We start from the raw sequence: 17,238 nt of genomic DNA on the forward strand, positions 1-17,238 counted from the left end.
CATGATGTCCCAAGGATGCCGTACGCGGAACCTTCGACCATGGAGAGCACATGACTGACGGACCACACCACGGGCAGAGCCCCACCGGCCCCGCTGCCCGCGCAGCGGACCCGCACACGCCCCAGGTCCAGCTGCAGATGCTCGCCGGAGACCATCCCGAGCTGCGACCGCTGATCGCGCAGAATCCCAACACCTACCCCGAGCTGCTCCAGTGGCTGGCCGAACTCCATGACCCAGCCGTGGACGCCGCGCTGGCCCGACGCGCTGCCGGAACCGGCCCTCGGGCGGACCCCGGGACGGATGAGTTCTCCGCCGTGCGCGATGAGCGCCCGCAGGACTACCCGCAGTCGCAGCCAGGTCACGGCTACTACCCCGCCGCCCCCACCGGCCCGGCTCCTTGGGAATCCAATCCGGGTCCCGCTCCCTGGGAAGCTCCGGCCAACCAGGCGCCCTATGCCGAACCGGAGCCGCGCCGTCGTCGCGGCGGCACCTGCGCGATCATCTTCCTGATCCTGCTGGTCGCCGCGGCCGCCGTGGTGGCCGCCTACTTCCTGATCTTCAACGGGGTCTTCAGCGGCGACGATGAGCCGACCGAGGAGACCTCGATCTCCCAGGACCAGAATGAGCAGGACCAGAACGAACCGGGCGAGGACCCGGACGAAGCGGGGGCTCAGGGCGCCGAGTCCGATGCCCCCGAGGAGGACGACGCCGAGATCGTGCGCCCCGCACCCGAGGGCGCCCAGGACATCCCCGCGTTCACCGCGCCTTCGGGGAACATCAACTGCGCCATCGGGGAGGACGAGCTCGAGTGCAGCATCCTGGACTATGGCTTCGACGCTCCGCAGGACTGTGACGGGCCTGCACGCTTCTCGGTGGGGTCCGAGGATCCGCAGCTCGGCTGCGGCAGCACCGAGGGTGAGAACTCGGCGACCCTGCAGTACGGCCAGTCGGCCAGCAATGGTCGGTTCGCCTGCGTCTCCTCCGAGTCCGGCTTCGAGTGCTGGAACACCGAGACCGGCAACGGATTCTTCATGGCGCGCGAAAGCTACCAGCTGCAGAACTGATCTGGAGCCACCTCACCCGGTTCCTGCGACGAGAGTACACTTCGGACGCAACGAATTGTTCACACTGAACGGCTGGCCTGGTGCCGCGTCGTCGGGACCGAAAAGGAACGCATGGCTTCGAACGATCACGAGCTCAGTGGCATCGCCGCCGATCCGCGCACGGATTGGGAGACTCTGCACTGGATCGCGGAGAACCAGCCAGCCCTGCGCCCTACCGTCGCGGAGAACCCCGCCACCTACCCGGAGCTGCTCGATGCCCTCGCCTCCCTCGGTGACCCGGAGATCGACGCGGCCCTGACCCGACGGCGCGAAGCCCTGGCAGCCGCTGCGGCGCAGCCGCGGCCTGCGGACCCGGCGACTCCCCCGGCACTTGCAGGCACCCCGACACAGAGCGCGCCATCGGCTCAGACCCCCGCAGACGCGGCTCCCCCGGCCCCTCCCCCGGCACCCGGCCAGGCACCCGGCCAGGACTATGCCGGCAGCACCCGCGATGAATGGTTCGCCACCGGCTCCCACGACGCCGGTGCGACCGGGGCCGGTTATTCAACGATCCCCGCGCCTGCCCGGTCCGGCGCAGTCAGGTCTGCCGCGCCGCCTCGCAGGCGCCGTTCCAGGGCTCCGAAGTTCCTGCTCACCGTGCTGCTGCCGGTCCTGGTGCTGATCGCCCTGAGCGCTCTGGCGCTGTCCCTGCTGGACGGGGGGTCCCCCCAGGACACCACCGCCGCAGAAGCCCCGGCGCAGGCCCAGTCTTCCCAGGAGGCTGAGGATGAGTCCGCAGAGGAGCCTGAGCCGAGCCCCACGGAGGAACCTCCGACTCCGGACGAGCGGCGCGCCGCGGTGGCTGCGCTTCCTGAGGAGTCCAGCTGCGACTCCCCCGCCGCGGACCGCGAGGTCTTCCTGGAACTGGCCTCAGCGGCCTCGGAGAACGGCAGCTGGGTCGAGTCAGAGGACGCCACCCTGGTTCGAGACGCACTCATCGGGCTGCAGGACAGCTGCGACAACACTCACGCGGCGGCGTTGTTCCTGGACCTGCGTGGGTCAGAGCAGACCCCCAACGCGCTGCGTGGCACCGTTGCAGACATGGGCTCCGCCTGGATCCAGGCGTCCTTCCCCGCGCAGGGCCAGCCCCTGAGCTCCTTCGTCTCCCCCGATGGCAATGTGGTCTGCGAGCTCGCAGACACGTTGCGCTGCCGGGTGCTGCAGCACAGCTTCAGCGCCCCCGAGGGGTGCACCGAGGGTGTCACCTACGCCATCCGAGTGGACCGCACCGCGGAACCCGATTGCGAGAACCCGGTGCCCCAGCAGGGGCAGCAGGTGCTGGGCTACGGGCAGACGGCCTCGAACGAGTTCTTCGCCTGCACGTCCTTCCAGTCGCAGATGTCCTGCTGGAACCAGCTCACCGGTGAAGGCATCAACCTTTCCGCGAGCCGCAACTTCACCTACTGAGCAGTTCCGGGCGCTGCTGGAGGCTGGACCGCCTCGGGTCCATGAGTGGTTCCATGGCCCGCGCCGGCTCGGCACGCGCGGGGTCGGCTCACCCCGCACCTCCTACGGTTTTGCGTGCTTGTCGCCCAGCGTCGGGAAAGAGCACCCGCGGAATGAACCAGACGCAGAAGATCATGCCCAGGAGCTCGATCAGAGACTGCATGACCACCACGATCGCGGCGGTCTCCCAGCCCGCGGGCAGCGCCAGCGCGAAGGGCAGCACGATGAAGGAGTTGCGGGTGCCCATCGAGAACGCCAGCGTGCGTCCCTGCGCCAGGTCCAGGCCTGCCACGCTGGCCAGGGTCTTCGACATCAGCAGGCTGGTCGCCAGGAACAGCGAAACCACTCCCAGGACGATCGGCAGCAGATGCAGGTCCGCAAGGACCGCACCGACGTTCGCGACGGCGACGAGCAGCACCACCACCGCCAACAGCGGCACCGGCACCCACCCGAGGCGGTCGACGGCGGCAGCCACCGCCGGTCGGCGTCCGGCCCAGGCCTCGGTCAGGACGGCCAGTCCCAGCGGCAGCAGCACCACGACGACGGCGGGCCAGATGTCTGCCGGTGAGAACACCACCCGCAGGTCAGCATCTGAGATCAGCCACAGGTACAACGGCAGGAGCAGCAGCTGAAGCACCAGCAGCACCGGGGTCAGCGCGGTCGCCCGGGCGGCGTCGCCTGAGCCCAGCTGGCTGAAGCTGATGAACCAGTCGGTGCACGGCACCAGCAGCACCAGAAGCAGGCCCAGCTGGAGGGCCTGATCATCCGGGAGGAACTGGACCATCGCCCAGACCGCTGCGGGGAGCAGGACGAAGTTCCCGAGCAGGGCCGCCGCCATGAAGCGCCCCTCGGCGAACGCTGTGGGCACCGCCGCCATCGGGACCTGGGTGAACGTCGCGTAGAGCAGCAGCCCCAGGACCGGCCAGAGCAGCGCATCGGCGGTCCCGGCCAGCTGCGGGGCCAGCGTGCCCAGGCCCAGTCCCAGCAGGACGGCGCCGAGGTAGAGCCAGACCTGGTGGCGCTCGAGTCTCTGGCGTCTCATCGGTCCGGCTCCTCCTGACTCTGCCCACCACCGTGTCGGTGCACGACACTCTGCCACAGGCCTGACGCTGCGGCCGAGGGGACCTACGGCTCTACTCGCGCGCCGCGGGGCGCTGCATGGTGGGGATACCAGTGCATGGTGGAGACACCAGCGGCCGTTCAGCCTCCGCCGATCCTCGCGCTGACGCTGAGTCCCGCCATCCTCCAGATCGAGAGGCGCAGAGCACATGGACGCCACAGAGACCCGGGACCAGAAGATCGCCAGGTTGTCTGAAGAGGTCGCCCGGCTGCGGTCACAGCTCAAGACCCAGCCGGTGCAGGCGCCGCCCACGCGCACACGCCGGACCGGAGGGGGACGCGCGTTCCTCGCAACGCTGCTGATCCTGCTCGGTGTGCTCATGGCCCCGCTCGCCCTCGTCGCCGCGTGGACGAAGGCCGAGGTCACCGACACAGATCAGTTCGTCGCCACCATGGCCCCGATCGTGGAGGATCCCGCCTTCCAGGCCTTCCTGGTCGAGGAGATCACCGTGGCGATCAACGAGGAGATCGACCTCGAGACGGTCACCTCAGACCTCTTCGACGGGATCGCGACCCTCGACCTTCCACCCCGGGCCTCCGACGCGCTCCAGCTGCTCGAACAGCCCGCGGTGGAAGGCGCGCAGTCACAGATCCGTTCCACCACCGAGCGGCTCATCGCCTCTGACACCTTCGAGCAGGTCTGGGACCAGGCCCTGCGGATCAGCCACGCCCGGCTCATCTCCGCGCTCAGCGGAGACACCTCCGGCGCCGTCGTGATCAACGAATCCGGCGAGGTCGGCATCCAGCTCGGACCCCTCGTCGCCTCCGTCAAGGAACAGCTGACCGCGCAGGGGTTCGCGCTGGCCGAGCGGATCCCCGAGGTCGATAGGACGGTCGTCCTCGCGCAGTCCGATGAGCTCGTCCAGGCACGAACCGCCTACCAGGCAGTGGATGTGCTCGGCTTCGTGCTCCCCTGGGTGAGCATCGGTCTGATCGCAGTCGGCGTCCTCGTCGCGGGGCGGAGGGCGAAGGCGCTGATCTGGGCCGGGGTCGGCCTGGCGTTCGCTATGGCCTTGCTCGCGATCGGCGTGGCGCTGGGACGTGTCCTCGCGGTCGCCACGGTCTCGCCGCAATACATGCCCTCGGGTGCCGCCGAGGCGATCTACGACGCCCTGGTGCCCCTGCTCTACTCGACGGCGCTCGCCGTCGGCACAGCTGGCGTCACCCTCGCGGCCGTCAGCTACTTCGCCGGTCCGTTCCGCGGGGCCATCGCGGTCCGACGCTTGACCGTTGATTCGGCAGAACACCTCCGGGTGGCAGCAGAGAAGGCCGGGGCCAGCACCGGCCGGTTCGGCACGTTCCTCCACCGAGCCCGCCGCTACATCCGGATCGGCATCGCCGTCATCGGCGCTGCGGTCGTGCTGCTCATGAGGCCGTTGACCCCAGAGGTGATCCTGTGGACCGTATTCGGTGCCCTTCTCTCCATCTTGCTGCTCGAACTGCTGTGGCGGCCGCCCTCCGTGGAGGCTGAGCCGGCGCAACATCGGGCGTCGGCAGCAGCGCATGAACAGTCGGGGGCGGCGCAGTGATCAGGGAAGCAGTGATCAGGGAAGCGGGATGTGGGAGGGCTGCTCCTGGCCGTCGCCGCCGTTGTGGTCCTCGGACCAGCGGTGATACGCCGCCACCAGCGGAACAGAGCTGAGTCCGTGCAGGACCACGCTGAGCGCGATGGTGACGACCACCGTGGTCAGCACCACTTCGCCCTCCGGGACCCCGCGCTCAAGGACGATGAGCGCGAACACCAGCGAGGCCAGTCCGCGCGGACCGAACCACAAGATGAAGACCACCGTCTGCCACGGGACCCCCTGGCCGGCGAAGGCGATCGCCACCGGGACTATTCGAATCAGGGTCAGGCTGAGCGTGGCATAGAGGAACACCTGCCAGGTGATGTTCGGGATGACCAGCGTCAAGGCGAGTGCTCCGAATCCGATCCACACGACGGCTGCGAGAAGACCGCCGGTCTCCTCGGTGAGCGGGATGACGGCCGACGCCTGCGCCCCCGAGACGCTGCCGAAGGCGAGCCCGCCGACGAAGGCGGCGATGAACGCGCTGCCGCCGAGCGTCAGCGCCATCGTGTAGGCGAGCAGCGCCGGCGAGAGGAGCAGCACCTGACGCCACTCGCTCCTGATCCAGCCACGCCGCTCCGCGAAGCGGAACAGCAGCCCGCCGAGGACGCCGGCAGCGAGCCCGCCGGTGAGCCCCCAGCCGATCTGGATGATCATGTTGCTGATCACCGCAGAGATGACCCTGGTCTGAAGCTCCGCGTTCGCGATCTCGAGTGCCACCAGGAAGAAGGGCACCGCCAGTCCGTCATTGAGGCCGCTCTCCACATCCAGCGAGTGCCGCACACGGGTCGTCACCGCCGGGTCGGAGACGACCTTCTGGCCCAGCGCCGCGTCGGTGGGGGCCAGCATCGTGGCGAGCAGGAACACGGAGGCAAGGGCAACGGTGGGGAAGATGAGCGCCCCGACGCCGATGCCGGCGAGCATCGTCAGAGGCAGCCCGATCAGCAGCAGCCGTCTGGGCCATCCCCGCGTGGCGCGACGCGCTCCGAAGTGGAGCCGGGTGGCGTCACTGAACAGGATGAGAACGAGCGCGAGCTCTGCCACCCGGTGGACCGCTTCTGATTCCACCGAGATGTCGAGAACGCCGAGTACCGACCCGCCGAACAGGAAGCCTGCGGCGGCGAGGAACAGCGCAGGGGTGACGCCGCGCCGGTCCAGCGGACCGGAGACTGCACTCCAGATGATGATGATCGCCAGTACCGTCGCTGCCACCACCATGGGGTCCCGCTTCCGCTTGTGCCCTGTCCTGCAGCATCGGACAGTTCCTCGGACAGGATCCGGAGGTCTGGGCCCGACGCTACCCGCGGATCCACCGCCGAGACAGGGACCAAGTACCCGCTGTGACCATCCCCTGCCGGAAACTCAGAGAAAGAGCCAGTGGATGGCCTGGGTCATCGCTGCCTCGCTCACACTGCACTCCTGGCTCCGCCAGGACGACATAGATCACGGACTCCGCTGCGGCCACACGACCCAGGAAACGGCTGAGCTACTCGCAGCCCGCGCCAGGGTCCGACAGCTCGAGCAAGAAATCTCGATCCTCTGACGAACATCCACCTGGCTCGACGAGGAGCCTTGAATCCGAGGGGGACAGCAAAAAGGCCCCCGACCTGGTGTTACCAGGTCGAGGGCCTTATCTCGTTGCGGGGGCAAGATTTGAACTTGCGACCTCCGGGTTATGAGCCCGGCGAGCTACCGAACTGCTCCACCCCGCGTTGCGACTTGTTTAGTCTACGCACACATTTCCTGTGTGCAAAATCAGAATGAACGACTTGGTGTGTGACCTCTGACACCCGCCTCCCCGTCCGGACCACGAGGGTCCGAACGGGGAGATTCTGCGGGTTTCAGATCAGCTCCGGAGGATCACTCCTCCAGGTCAGCCTCGGCCTGCAGGGCATCATCGATGGCCTGCTGCAGCCGCTCCTGGGCCTCGCCATAGGTGGCGAAGTCACCGTCGGAGAGTGCCTCATCCGAGTCCTGGAGCGCCTCGCCTGCGCGATCCAGGGCATCGTTCAGACGCTCCTGAGCGGGACCGGTCGGCGCGGTGGGACCTTCGGTCTCCTCGGCGTCGGTCTCATCCTCGGTGGTGGCCTCTTCCTCAGCAGGCGCCTCCTCCTCGGTGGCCGCGTCGTCCTCGGCCGGAGCGTCACCCTCGGGCACGTCCAGCTCGGAGTCCACGGCGTCACCGGTGACACCTGCGCCATCGGCCACAGCCGCGCCGGAGTCGCCGCCGAAGACCTGGTCGAGGGCCTCATCGAGGGTGTCGGCGAAGCCGACCTCCTCGCCATAGGCGACCAGCACCTTGCGCAGCGCCGGGTAGGCGGCCGCGGTGCCGGTGGACTGCACGTAGACCGGCTGGACATACAGGATGCCGCCACCGGCAGGCAGGGTGATCATGTTGCCGTTGATCACCTCGGACGCGCCCTGACGCAGCAGGTTCAGCTCCTGCGAGATCTGCGAGTTCGAGTCGAAGTTCGCCTGAGTCTGGCCTGGGCCAGGCACTGCGGTGTCACGCGGAAGCTCGAGCAGCCGCAGCTGACCGTAGTCCTCCGCCTTGACCCCGTCCTCGCCGGTGCCGGCATCGCCGGCGGCGGCGAGGAAGCCGTAGAGCACGTTGCGCTGCTGGGCGCCCTCGGCGATCTGCGGGATGAATGTGCCGGTCAGCGAGAAGGAGGGCTCCTCCTGGTCCGGCATCTGCAGCGTCATGTAGTACGGCGGCTGCGCCATCGCGTTCTCGTCCTCGACCGTCGGGTCCGAGGGAACGGACCAGGCGTCGTTGTTCTCGTAGAACGTGCCGGGGTCAGTCACGTGGTAGCGACCGAGCAGCTCGCGCTGCACGCGGAACATGTCCTCGGGGTAGCGCACGTGATCCAGCAGCTCAGCCGACATGTTCTCGTAAGGCTGCAGAGCCTCGGGGAAGACCTGCTGCCAGGCCCGCAGGATCGGATCCTCGGTGTCCCAGGCGTAGAGCTCCACCGAGCCGTCATAGGCATCGACGGTGGCCTTCACCGAGTTGCGGATGTAGTTGACCTGACCGGTGAGCATCGGGGCTCCCTGAGTCAGGGTATCCGTGGTGGCCTGCTCCAGCTGCTGCTGGGCCGAGTACGGGAAGTCGTTGGAGGTGGTGTAACCCTCCACGATCCACTTCACCCGGCCGTCGACGATCGCCGGGTAGACGTTCTGATCGACGTCGAGGAACGGTGCGACTTCCTGCACCCGCTCCCGCGGCTCCCGGTCATAGAGGATCTGCGACTCTTCGTTCATGTCGCCGGAGAGCAGGATCTCTGGGGACTGGAACTGGATGGCGTAGACCAGCCGGTTGAACAGGCCGCCCACGGAGGGACCGCCCTCACCTTCGAAGGTGTAGACCGTCTCGGTCTCGGAGTCGGCCGACGCCGGACGGTCGAGCTCCAGCGGGTCGGCTCCCTCGGGTGCGCCGACGATCGAGTACTCCGGAGAGTTCTGACCGAAGTAGATGCGCGGCTCGTAGTCCTCATCTGAGGCGAGCTCACCACGGGTGGGGATGCCCTGCAGCGTGAAGCTGGGGCGTCCTTCGGGGGTGACGGTGTTGGCGTTGGCCGCGACCAGTCCGTAGCCGTGGGTGTAGATCAGGTGCCGGTTGACCCAGGAGGCGTCGGTGGGCACGTTCAGCTCACGAGCGGCGATGACCGTGTCGCGGCGTTCGCCGTCGATCTCATAGCGGTCGAAGCTCAGCGTCTCCGGGAAGGAGTAGTACTGGCGGAACTGCTGGAACTGCCCGAATGCGGCAGAGACCAGGTTCGGATCCAGCAGTCGGATGTTCTGCGTATTGGCAGCATCTTCCGCAAGCGCACCCGGTGTGGCGGATGCGTCGGCGTCGTAGCTCTCCTGCTCGATCTCGTGCAGGCCGTAGGCGTAACGGGTCAGTTCCATATTGCGCTCGATGAACGGGGTCTCCAGGGTGCGCTCCGAAGGCTGGACCTGGTACTCCTGGACGAAGAACGGGACCAGTCCGCCACCGATGATCGCAGTGATCAGCAGCATGGCGGAACCGATGATGGAGAAGCGCCAGCGTCCGGTGATGGCGGTGACGATGAAGATGGCTGCCACCAGCACCGCGGCCACGGCCAGGATCGCCTGCGCCGGGATGACGGCGTTGACGTCGGTGTAGAGCGCGCCGGCCCAGGTGCCGCTCTGGTTCTGCAAGGTGGCGTAGCGGTCGAGCCACCAGTTCGCGCCCTGCAGCAGCAGGAACAGTGCGCCGGTCACGGCGATGTGCCAGCGGGCGGCCCTCTCGACCACGAACTTGCCGTTGGCCTCGATGCGGATGCCGCCGAAGAGGTAGTGGGTCAGGATGCCGGCGATGCCGGCGACCAGGACTGCCGAGATGAGGAAGCCGTTGATGAACCCGAGGAAGGGCAGGGTGAAGACGAAGAACGCGAAGTCCATCCCGAATTCGGGGTCTGTCATGCCGAAGGGCTGCTGGTTGATGAACAGCAGCACGTTCTCCCAGCTGCCCTGGGCCGCGGTGCCTGCGAAGAGGCCCATCAGCACGGGCAGGCCGATCATGAACAGGCGACGCATGGAGTTCAGCGTGCGCTGGTAGCGGATCACCGATTCGTTCATCTGGTTCTGCTGGACCTGGGGCCGGTTGCGGAACGCCAGGAACAGGCTGAGCCAGACCAGGCCGGCCATGAGCAGGAACGCGATCAGGAAGATCACGCCCCGGGCGATGCGCTCGGTCCAGAAGACGTCTTCATAGCCCAGCTGGTTGAACCAGAGGATCTCGGCGTAGAAGCCGGAAGACGCCACAAAAATGCCGATCAGCGCGGCGATGATGATGATCGTCAGCACCAATGCTGACGGCCGCCGCGGCCCGGAACTCCTCGCTGGCCGGTCGGAACCGGACCCGCCGGAGTTGTCGCCGCCGTCCCCGCCCGGACCGGAGCCGAACAGGCCTCCGCCGAACGGGTTCGCGGACCCGAATCCCTGAGAGAAACTCACGGATAAACCCTCGTCTCTATATATGTGCTTGGATACATCGGTGCTGCTGGTTCTTCGATGCTGCTAGTTCTCCAGTGCCTCTGGTCCTTCGGTGCCGGTGAGGAACCACTGCTGCTGGTGGGTCAGCGGGCTGACCCGGCTGGACCGGTTTCCCGGTTCAGCTTCCGCAGGGCTCGAGCCCTGCGAGGAAGTCTTCGTCTGAGTCGCGGACCGCCTCGACGATCGCGTGTCCTTCGGCTACATCCTCGACGGCGTAGGTCGCCAGTCCGTCGGGCACCCGCCCATCGAGTTCCGCGCAGTTCGCGGCCGGGACGAGGAAGTTCTCAATCCCCTGGGACCGCGCCCCGACGACCTTCTGGGCGATGCCGCCGATGGGTCCGACCGTACCGTCCGGATCCACCGTGCCGGTGCCGGCCCAGTCCTCGCCGCCGGTCATGGACCCCTCGGTCATCGAGTCCACGAGGCCGAGAGTGAACATCAGCCCCGCGCTGGGACCGCCGACGCCGTCAAGTTCGATGTCGACGTCCACGGGGAACACGAACTCGTTCCCGAGCATGATTCCCACGTAGTAGTCGCCATCTGCCTCTTGATAGGTGGGGACCTCGTAGTCGAGCTCCTCGCCATCACGAAGCACTGTCAATGCTACCGGCTGACCTGCGGCGGTGTTGACTGCGTCACGCAGTCCCTGAAGTCCGGTGATGGAGCTGCCGGCGGCGGCGGTGACCTGATCACCGGGCTGGAGCTGGTCGTCGGTGCCGACCTCGACCGCCTCGGCGGTGAAGTCGATGACGGAGAGCTGCTGGTCATAGTCGATGCCCAGCTCGTTGAGTGCGGCAGCCACCGCAAGGTCCTGGGAGCTGGTCATCGCGGCGGTGTTCTGCTGCTGGACCTGCTCCGCGGTGGTGCCGGAGGGGTAGATCAGCTCGTGGGGCTGGATGTCGGTGCCCGGGTTCAGCCACCCTGTGACGGCCTCCGGGACCCGCACCGTGGAGGTGGGGGCACCGGCGACGAACACGGTGGTCAGGTTCAGCGAACCCTCCGTGGGAAAGGTCTCTTCTCCGTTGACGGAGATGACAGCCTGATCCTCGATCTCACCGATGGTGTTGAAGATCGGGCCAGGGCTCTCCACCAGGTAAGGGCTGGGCAGGAGGAGGCTGAGCAGCCCGATGATGAGCGCTGACGTGCCGGCCACCGCCTGCAGGCTTCTCCGCAGGCTCGGCCTCTTCGGTTTCAGGGTGCGCTCAGTCATGATGATCGGCATCCATCATCGCACCTGTGACGAGCGTCCCTGGAAGATGACGTCAGGCCCCCGGGGACTTGCCGTCGTATCCGCCGTCGAGGAGCTTCTGCAGCTCCTCGTCGATCTTCGCGGTCTCTTCCTGGCGCTCCGCGCGGCGCTGCTGGAAGCCGGTGGGATCGTCGAGGTCCTTCTCGTCGGGCTGGACGTCGGGGTGACCCCAGACCTCATCGCGGCCGGACATCCCCTCGGTCTCGCGCAGGTGCGCCCAGAGGGCGGCGGCGTCACGGAGTCGGCGGGGGCGCAGCTCCAGTCCCACCAGCGCGGCGAAGGTGTCCTCCGCCGGTCCCCCGGAGGCACGACGGCGGTTCATCGTCTCGCGCAGCCGGGACAGCGATTCCAGGTGTTCGGCGGCCTGGGTGACGACGTCGTCCACCCAGCCCTCGACCAGCGCCAGTGTGGTCTCGATCCGCTTGAGCGCGGCCTCCTGCATGGGGGTCCGCTCCTCCGGGAAGAGGCCCTCCCCGAGGATCGAGTTCATCGCCTCCGGGTTGTTCGGATCCATCTGGCTGGCGGCCTCTTCAATCCGGTCCATGTCGATGTGGATCCCTGCGGCGTACTGGCCGACCGCGTTGAACAGGTCCTGCTCGAGCCAGGGGGCGTTGTTGAACAGGCGCATCCGGGCGGCTTCACGCAGCGCCAGGTAGAGCAGCACCTCGCGCTTGTCCACGCTGAGGCCCTTGCTGAACTCGCTCACGTTCTTGGGCAGCAGCGCGGTGGTGTTGCCGGCCAGCGGCAGCCCGGTGTCCGAAGAGGAGACGACCTCCTTGGCGAGTGCACCCACGGCCTGGCCGAGCTGCATGCCGAAGGCCATGCCGCCCATGGACTCGATCATTCCGGTGATCTGCTGCGCTCCGGCTCCGCCCATCATGGACTCGAGCTCCGGGGGAAGCCCGGAGCCCTGTTCGCCGAGCTGATCCTTGATGGCGCTGCCCAGCGCCTTGGAGACCGATTCGGCCACCGGTTCGGTCAGCCGCTTCCAGGATTCGAAGGTCTCCTCCACCCACTGGGCGCGGGACCAGGCCTGGCCGATCTGCCCGGCGGTCTCGAAGGTGGTGGCGCCGTCGAGCCACATGTCAGCCAGGCGCAGCGCGTCGTCGATCTCCTTGCGCTCGGCGGCCGAGACGCTGGGATCATCCCCGGCGGCGGCCTGACGGGCGGCCTGGCGCGCCATGGACCAGTTGACTGGCCCCTTGTCCTCCTCGGAGGGGTTCTGCATGGCGGAGAACATGGACTGGACCTGTCCCATGATCTGCTGCATCATCTGCGGGTTCATATCGGCCATGCCGGGGATCTGCGAGGGGTCGAACCCGGGAGGGAAGCCGGGGAACCCGCCCGCCTCGCCGGAGCCTGCTGCGCCGGGCGCACCAGGGGTGCCGGTGAACCCGATGCTGGGACCACGCTTGGCGGCGTCGTCCTTGTCCGCGTCATCGCCGGGGGTCTGGCCGGGCATCTGCCCGCCGAAGAGCTGTTTGAAGAACTCCTCCATGGGGTCACGTGGGTCTTCCCCGTTGCCCTGGTCGTTGTTGCCGGAGTTGTTCTGGCTCATCGGACGCTCCCTGTGGTGATCCTGGTTCGGCCTGAGAAACTCCAGCGTATCCAGCGCGGCTCGGTGATGTCTGTATGAGCGCGGTCAGTTCGCCACAGGATGAAGTCTTCGGTTCTACGTTGACGGTGGGCGTGGCGCTCCGGATCTGTTCACCCGGGTCCAGGAGTGCGCAATCGGCACTCACATTCCGGATGCGCGGTCACCGGCTCCAGGCTGAGCCACCCGGTCGCGGCGCCGAGCCCGATCTTGCGCGCCGCGGTCTGCGGCATGAACTGCCCATCGATGACGAGTTGGATCTCGCGGGCCAGCAGGCTCGCCACCACCGCCGCAGCGGATTCCTGCGCGGGTGCCGCATGCCCGGCGAAGCCGAGGTCCTCCTCGAAGAAGCTGCTCCGTTCCTCGATCGGGGCCTCTTCTGCGAGCGCGGCCTGCGCCGCCGTCCAGTGTGGGTCGGATGCGGTGCCGTGCAGCTCCAAGCACTGCGGGCAGGGTCCGCGCTCACGGCTGAGCAGCGGTCCGATCTGCCACTCCTCAAGGTGGTGCACCACCGGCAGCACCAGCCGGGCCCGGGCGGCGGCGGCGAAGAGTCGCGCAGGGTCGACGGCGCGCGCTGCGAAGATCACGTGGATGTCCACCGGTTCCTGCGGCAGCCCGGGGGCGGCGGCCTCCGGGGTGGCCGGTGGTTGCGGGGGCAGCACCGAGCAGGTGATCACGGTCATCTCGGGGTTCTGCCGCAGGCAGGAGCGCCGGACCGCTCCGGCGCGGGTTTGACCGACGGCCGCCGCCGGATACCCATCCGCCACGTCCTCACGGTCCACCGGGTGATCGTCGCGCAGCAGCAATAGACCCAGCGGCAGGCGGGCCAGCTGTTCGGCGAGCAGCGCGCCCGGGCGGGGCAGCCCGTCGATCAACACCGCCGCCAGCTGACGCCTCGCCCGCACCCGGAGCCCCTGCTCGGCGGTGCCGGGGGCGGCGGCGGCTTCGACGATCCCGCCGGCGGTCCGGGCCTCTCCGAGGCGTTTCAGGGTCTGCTGCGCCGGGCCGATGATCCGCGCCGCCTGCGCCCCGGCGCCGAGCTGAACGGTGCGCGCGTCGAGCACGAAGGCCTGACTCCAATCCCCTGGCACTGTCCCCGGCAACATGTACCCATGGTGTCAAGGTTGGAATCGGCCGACGGAGTTTTCCACAGTCTTGGGCCGGGCTAGGCTCCTGGGCATGGCGTCGCGGCAGCTTCAGCAACAGCAAGAGATCACGGTGGACGGCCAGCAGGTGCTGGTGGTGCGCTCGGCTCGGCGCACCCGGACCATCACCGCTGATCAGGTCGCGGGGACCCTGCGTCTGCGGGTCCCGGTGCGGCTGAGTCAGCGCGAGATCGAAGATCACGCCCGGGCGTTCCAGAAGAAGCTCAGCCGCCGGGCGGCCCGGCGGCCGCGCAGCGACGAGGAACTGGCGCAGCGCGCCCGCGCGCTCTCCACCCGGTACTTCGACGGTGTCCCGCAGCCGCAGGCGGTGAGCTGGTCCACCCAGCAGCACCAGCGCTGGGGCTCCACGACCTCGACCACCGGCACCATCCGGCTCTCGGCACGGCTGCGCGAGATGCCGGTCTGGGTCCAGGACTCGGTGCTGGTCCACGAGTTGGCGCACCTGATCGAGCCCGGGCACGGAGCGGAGTTCAAGGCGCTCATCGCGAAGTACCCGCGCACCGCGGAGGCCGACGCGTTCCTGGCCGGGGTCAGCTGGGCGGATCGCCACGCCGACTGAGCCCGGCCAGGGGGTGCGTAGTAGTGCAGGTGCGGTGCCGCGGCACCGGACTGTGGCTCGATGGCACGCCGAGGCCACCGAGACTGGGGACTTTTGGGGCAATGTCGACGAGATGTCGACTGAATTAGACTGACCGCTCGTTGCCCGGCCCGGACCACGACGCCTCTCTGTTCCCGGAGTGGGCAGATGGGAAGCAGATGACCGAGCGCATGCGTCACGAGGAGGACGCCGCCGGAGGCGCAGCCACCGCGGTACTCTCGGCAGGACGCGAGCGCGCCCAGGACGGTGCACCGGACGGCGCGATCACCGAGGACGCCGAGCTGCTGACCTACAGCCGCCGCGAGGTCGCTGCGTTGAAGGCCTCGCTGGTCGCCCTGGGGGTCTTCCTGGTCGCCTACTTCTCGCTGCTGTTCCTGCCGATCTCGCCCTTCCGCGGTGAAGGCTCCGACGTCCTGGACGTCTGCCCTGTTGACCGACGTCGCCGTGCCGATCGCGCTGGCGTTCCTCGTCGTGGGCATCACCTACGGGATCAAGGCCGGCACCATCACCCGGCCCAGCGACATCCCGGAACTGATGGCGCGCTCGATCAAGGAGCTCTCCGGGGTCATCGTGCTCTTCTTCGCCGCCGCGCAGTTCATCGCCTACTTCGGCTGGTCCAATATGGGCGCGGTGCTGGCCATCGAGGGTGCCCAGGTGCTCGAACAGCTGGACCTGCCCGCCGGAGTGCTCTTCGCCGGGGTGGTGCTGCTGGTCGCCATGTTCAACTTCGCGATCACCTCGGGCTCCGCCCAGTACACCCTGATGGCCCCGGTGCTGGTCCCGATGCTGATGCTCGTCGGCACCTCCCCGGAGGTCACCCAGATGCTCTTCCGCATCGGAGACTCCCCCACCAACATCGTCTCGCCGATGAGCCCCTACATCGCGCTGGTCCTGGGCTATATGCAGCGCTACTACCCGAAGACCCGAATCGGCACCCTCGTCTCGCTGACGCTCCCGGTCGCCGTCGCCCTGCTCGTGTCCTGGTTCCTGTTCTTCATGCTCTGGTTCGCGATCGGAATTCCGCTGGGGCCTGGCGTTCCGGTCCGCTGACCCCACCACCCCGATCTGGCCAGGCCAGATCACTGCACCTGTTCACATCGATGAAGGAGACCCATGAACCTTGAGCACCTGACCCGCGAGGACACGGCCGTGCTGACATCTGCCCAGCTGTTGGAGATTCAGACGTTCATCACCGAGCACCTGAAGGACGTGTTGGAGGACCTCAGGAGGATCGTGCAGTGTGAGACCCCGAGCCAGGACAAGGCCCTGCTCGACGCAGGCCTGACGGAGATCCGCGCACTGACGATCGAGCGGCTGGGCGAGCCGAGCCATGAGGCGCGCACTGAAGGGGGCGAATACGGCGATGCGCTCGAGCTACTCTGGCCCGGCGCTCCCGCGGCGGCCGACGACGCCGCAGCTGCGGTGACCTCGGAGGCGCCGGTGACCTCGGTGTGCCACTACGACACGGTCTGGCCGGCTGGCACGCTGAGCGTGTGGCCGATGAGCATCGACGGAGACCGGCTGACCGGCCCCGGGGTGCTGGACATGAAGTTCGGGATCGTGCAGACGATCTGGGCGGTGCTGGCCCTGCGCTCGGCAGGGATCACGCATGCCCCGGTCCGGCTGCTGCTCACCGGGGACGAGGAGATCGGCTCGGTGGCGGGACGACCGGTCATCGAGGCCGCCACCAAGGACTCCCGGGTCACCCTGGTCCCCGAGCCCAGCGCCGGCGGCCAGCCGAAGGACCGGCGCAAGGGCATGGTCTTCGCCGACATCACGGTCCACGGCGTGGAGGCCCATGCCGGGCTCGAGCCGGAGAACGGGGCCAGCGCGGTGCACGCGCTGGCGGTCCTGGTGCCCGAGATCGTCGCGCTGGCAGCCCCGGAGCGGGGCACCACCGTGAATGTGGGAACGCTGCAGGGCGGGACCGGGCGCAACGTGGTCGCCGGTCGCGCGGAGTGCCTGGTCGATGTGCGTGTCACTGAGACCGCGGAGCAGGATCGGGTCGCCGATGCGCTGCGCGCGCTCACCCTGCCCGAGCCCTACCGCTCCGATGAACGGCTGCGCCTGGAGCTTCAGGTCGATGCGAACCGTCCCCCGATGAATCCCACCCCGGCTTCGGAGGCCGCGATGGCCCGGCTCGCGCAGCTCGCCGCCGGCCTGGGCCGCGAGCTGAGTCCCCGGATGGTCGGCGGGGCCTCAGACGCGAACTTCATCTCTGCCCTGGGGCTGCCGGTGCTCGACGGGCTCGGAGCAGTCGGCGAGGGACCCCACGCCTGGCACGAGCACCTGTTGATCTCCGGGGTGGCCCCGCAGACGGCGCTGCTGGCCGGGATGCTCGCCGAATAGCGCTCCTCAGCGGTGAGCGTCCGGTTGAGC

The 17,238-nt window shown here is 68.1% G+C and carries 12 protein-coding genes, 1 tRNA gene and 1 pseudogene; 7 read left to right on the plus strand and 7 right to left on the minus strand.

Features of this window, described 5'->3' with window-relative positions:
* The first annotated feature begins 50 nt into the window (after positions 1 to 50).
* Together EV640_RS00240 and EV640_RS00245 are read left to right on the plus strand one after the other, a co-directional pair.
* On the plus strand, positions 51 to 1,064 hold the full coding sequence (locus EV640_RS00240; RefSeq protein WP_133725424.1) for a variant leucine-rich repeat-containing protein: 1,014 nt from the start codon (positions 51 to 53) through the stop codon (positions 1,062 to 1,064).
* Positions 1,065 to 1,175: 111 nt separating this feature from the next.
* Positions 1,176 to 2,510: a variant leucine-rich repeat-containing protein gene (locus EV640_RS00245; protein WP_133725425.1), complete on the plus strand. Its 1,335-nt coding sequence runs from the start codon at positions 1,176 to 1,178 to the stop codon at positions 2,508 to 2,510.
* Between the two features lie 88 nt (positions 2,511 to 2,598).
* Here the strand turns inward: EV640_RS00245 and EV640_RS00250 are convergent, their stop codons facing one another.
* Positions 2,599 to 3,591, minus strand: coding sequence for an arsenic resistance protein (locus EV640_RS00250; protein ID WP_133725426.1), 993 nt, complete (start codon positions 3,589 to 3,591; stop codon positions 2,599 to 2,601).
* A 226-nt stretch (positions 3,592 to 3,817) separates the two neighbouring features.
* Between EV640_RS00250 and EV640_RS00255 the strand changes: the two genes are divergently transcribed.
* On the plus strand, positions 3,818 to 5,197 hold the full coding sequence (locus EV640_RS00255; RefSeq protein ID WP_133725427.1) for a hypothetical protein: 1,380 nt from the start codon (positions 3,818 to 3,820) through the stop codon (positions 5,195 to 5,197).
* A gap of 15 nt (positions 5,198 to 5,212) precedes the next feature.
* Here the strand turns inward: EV640_RS00255 and EV640_RS00260 are convergent, their stop codons facing one another.
* Positions 5,213 to 6,445 (minus strand): cation:proton antiporter, encoded by a 1,233-nt coding sequence (locus EV640_RS00260; RefSeq protein ID WP_166645820.1) that lies wholly within the window; start codon positions 6,443 to 6,445, stop codon positions 5,213 to 5,215.
* A 193-nt stretch (positions 6,446 to 6,638) separates the two neighbouring features.
* Here EV640_RS00260 and EV640_RS00265 point away from each other — a divergent pair.
* Positions 6,639 to 6,773 (plus strand): annotated as a pseudogene (locus EV640_RS00265) (IS3-like element ISAar24 family transposase); the annotation flags it as partial.
* A gap of 98 nt (positions 6,774 to 6,871) precedes the next feature.
* Here the strand turns inward: EV640_RS00265 and EV640_RS00270 are convergent.
* The 5 genes from EV640_RS00270 to EV640_RS00290 all read right to left on the minus strand — a co-directional run bounded on the left by EV640_RS00270 (position 6,872) and on the right by EV640_RS00290 (position 14,201).
* Positions 6,872 to 6,945, minus strand: a tRNA-Met gene (locus tag EV640_RS00270).
* 148 nt (positions 6,946 to 7,093) lie between these two features.
* The gene (locus EV640_RS00275; protein ID WP_133725429.1) at positions 7,094 to 10,213 is read right to left on the minus strand and encodes a UPF0182 family membrane protein; all 3,120 of its coding nucleotides are present in this window, start codon (positions 10,211 to 10,213) and stop codon (positions 7,094 to 7,096) included.
* Between the two features lie 157 nt (positions 10,214 to 10,370).
* Positions 10,371 to 11,462, minus strand: coding sequence for a YlbL family protein (locus EV640_RS00280; RefSeq protein ID WP_243832167.1), 1,092 nt, complete (start codon positions 11,460 to 11,462; stop codon positions 10,371 to 10,373).
* A gap of 52 nt (positions 11,463 to 11,514) precedes the next feature.
* On the minus strand, positions 11,515 to 13,059 hold the full coding sequence (locus EV640_RS00285) for a zinc-dependent metalloprotease (protein WP_036473660.1): 1,545 nt from the start codon (positions 13,057 to 13,059) through the stop codon (positions 11,515 to 11,517).
* 149 nt (positions 13,060 to 13,208) lie between these two features.
* Positions 13,209 to 14,201: a hypothetical protein gene (locus tag EV640_RS00290; protein WP_133725431.1), complete on the minus strand. Its 993-nt coding sequence runs from the start codon at positions 14,199 to 14,201 to the stop codon at positions 13,209 to 13,211.
* A gap of 73 nt (positions 14,202 to 14,274) precedes the next feature.
* Here EV640_RS00290 and EV640_RS00295 point away from each other — a divergent pair, with 73 nt between their 5' ends.
* The 3 genes from EV640_RS00295 (at position 14,275) to EV640_RS00305 (ending at position 17,208) form a co-directional block, all read left to right on the plus strand.
* Entirely contained in the window at positions 14,275 to 14,820 is a 546-nt protein-coding gene (locus EV640_RS00295) for a M48 metallopeptidase family protein (protein ID WP_133725432.1), read from the plus strand.
* Between the two features lie 435 nt (positions 14,821 to 15,255).
* Complete coding sequence (locus tag EV640_RS00300; RefSeq protein WP_243832168.1) at positions 15,256 to 15,909, plus strand: AbgT family transporter; 654 nt, start codon at positions 15,256 to 15,258, stop codon at positions 15,907 to 15,909.
* A gap of 63 nt (positions 15,910 to 15,972) precedes the next feature.
* Positions 15,973 to 17,208, plus strand: a complete 1,236-nt coding sequence (locus EV640_RS00305; RefSeq protein WP_133725433.1) for a M20 family metallopeptidase — start codon at positions 15,973 to 15,975, stop codon at positions 17,206 to 17,208.
* Positions 17,209 to 17,238: the final 30 nt, after the last annotated feature.

Origin of the sequence: Nesterenkonia aurantiaca (genome assembly GCF_004364585.1) — a bacterium.
Lineage (GTDB): Bacteria > Actinomycetota > Actinomycetes > Actinomycetales > Micrococcaceae > Nesterenkonia > Nesterenkonia aurantiaca.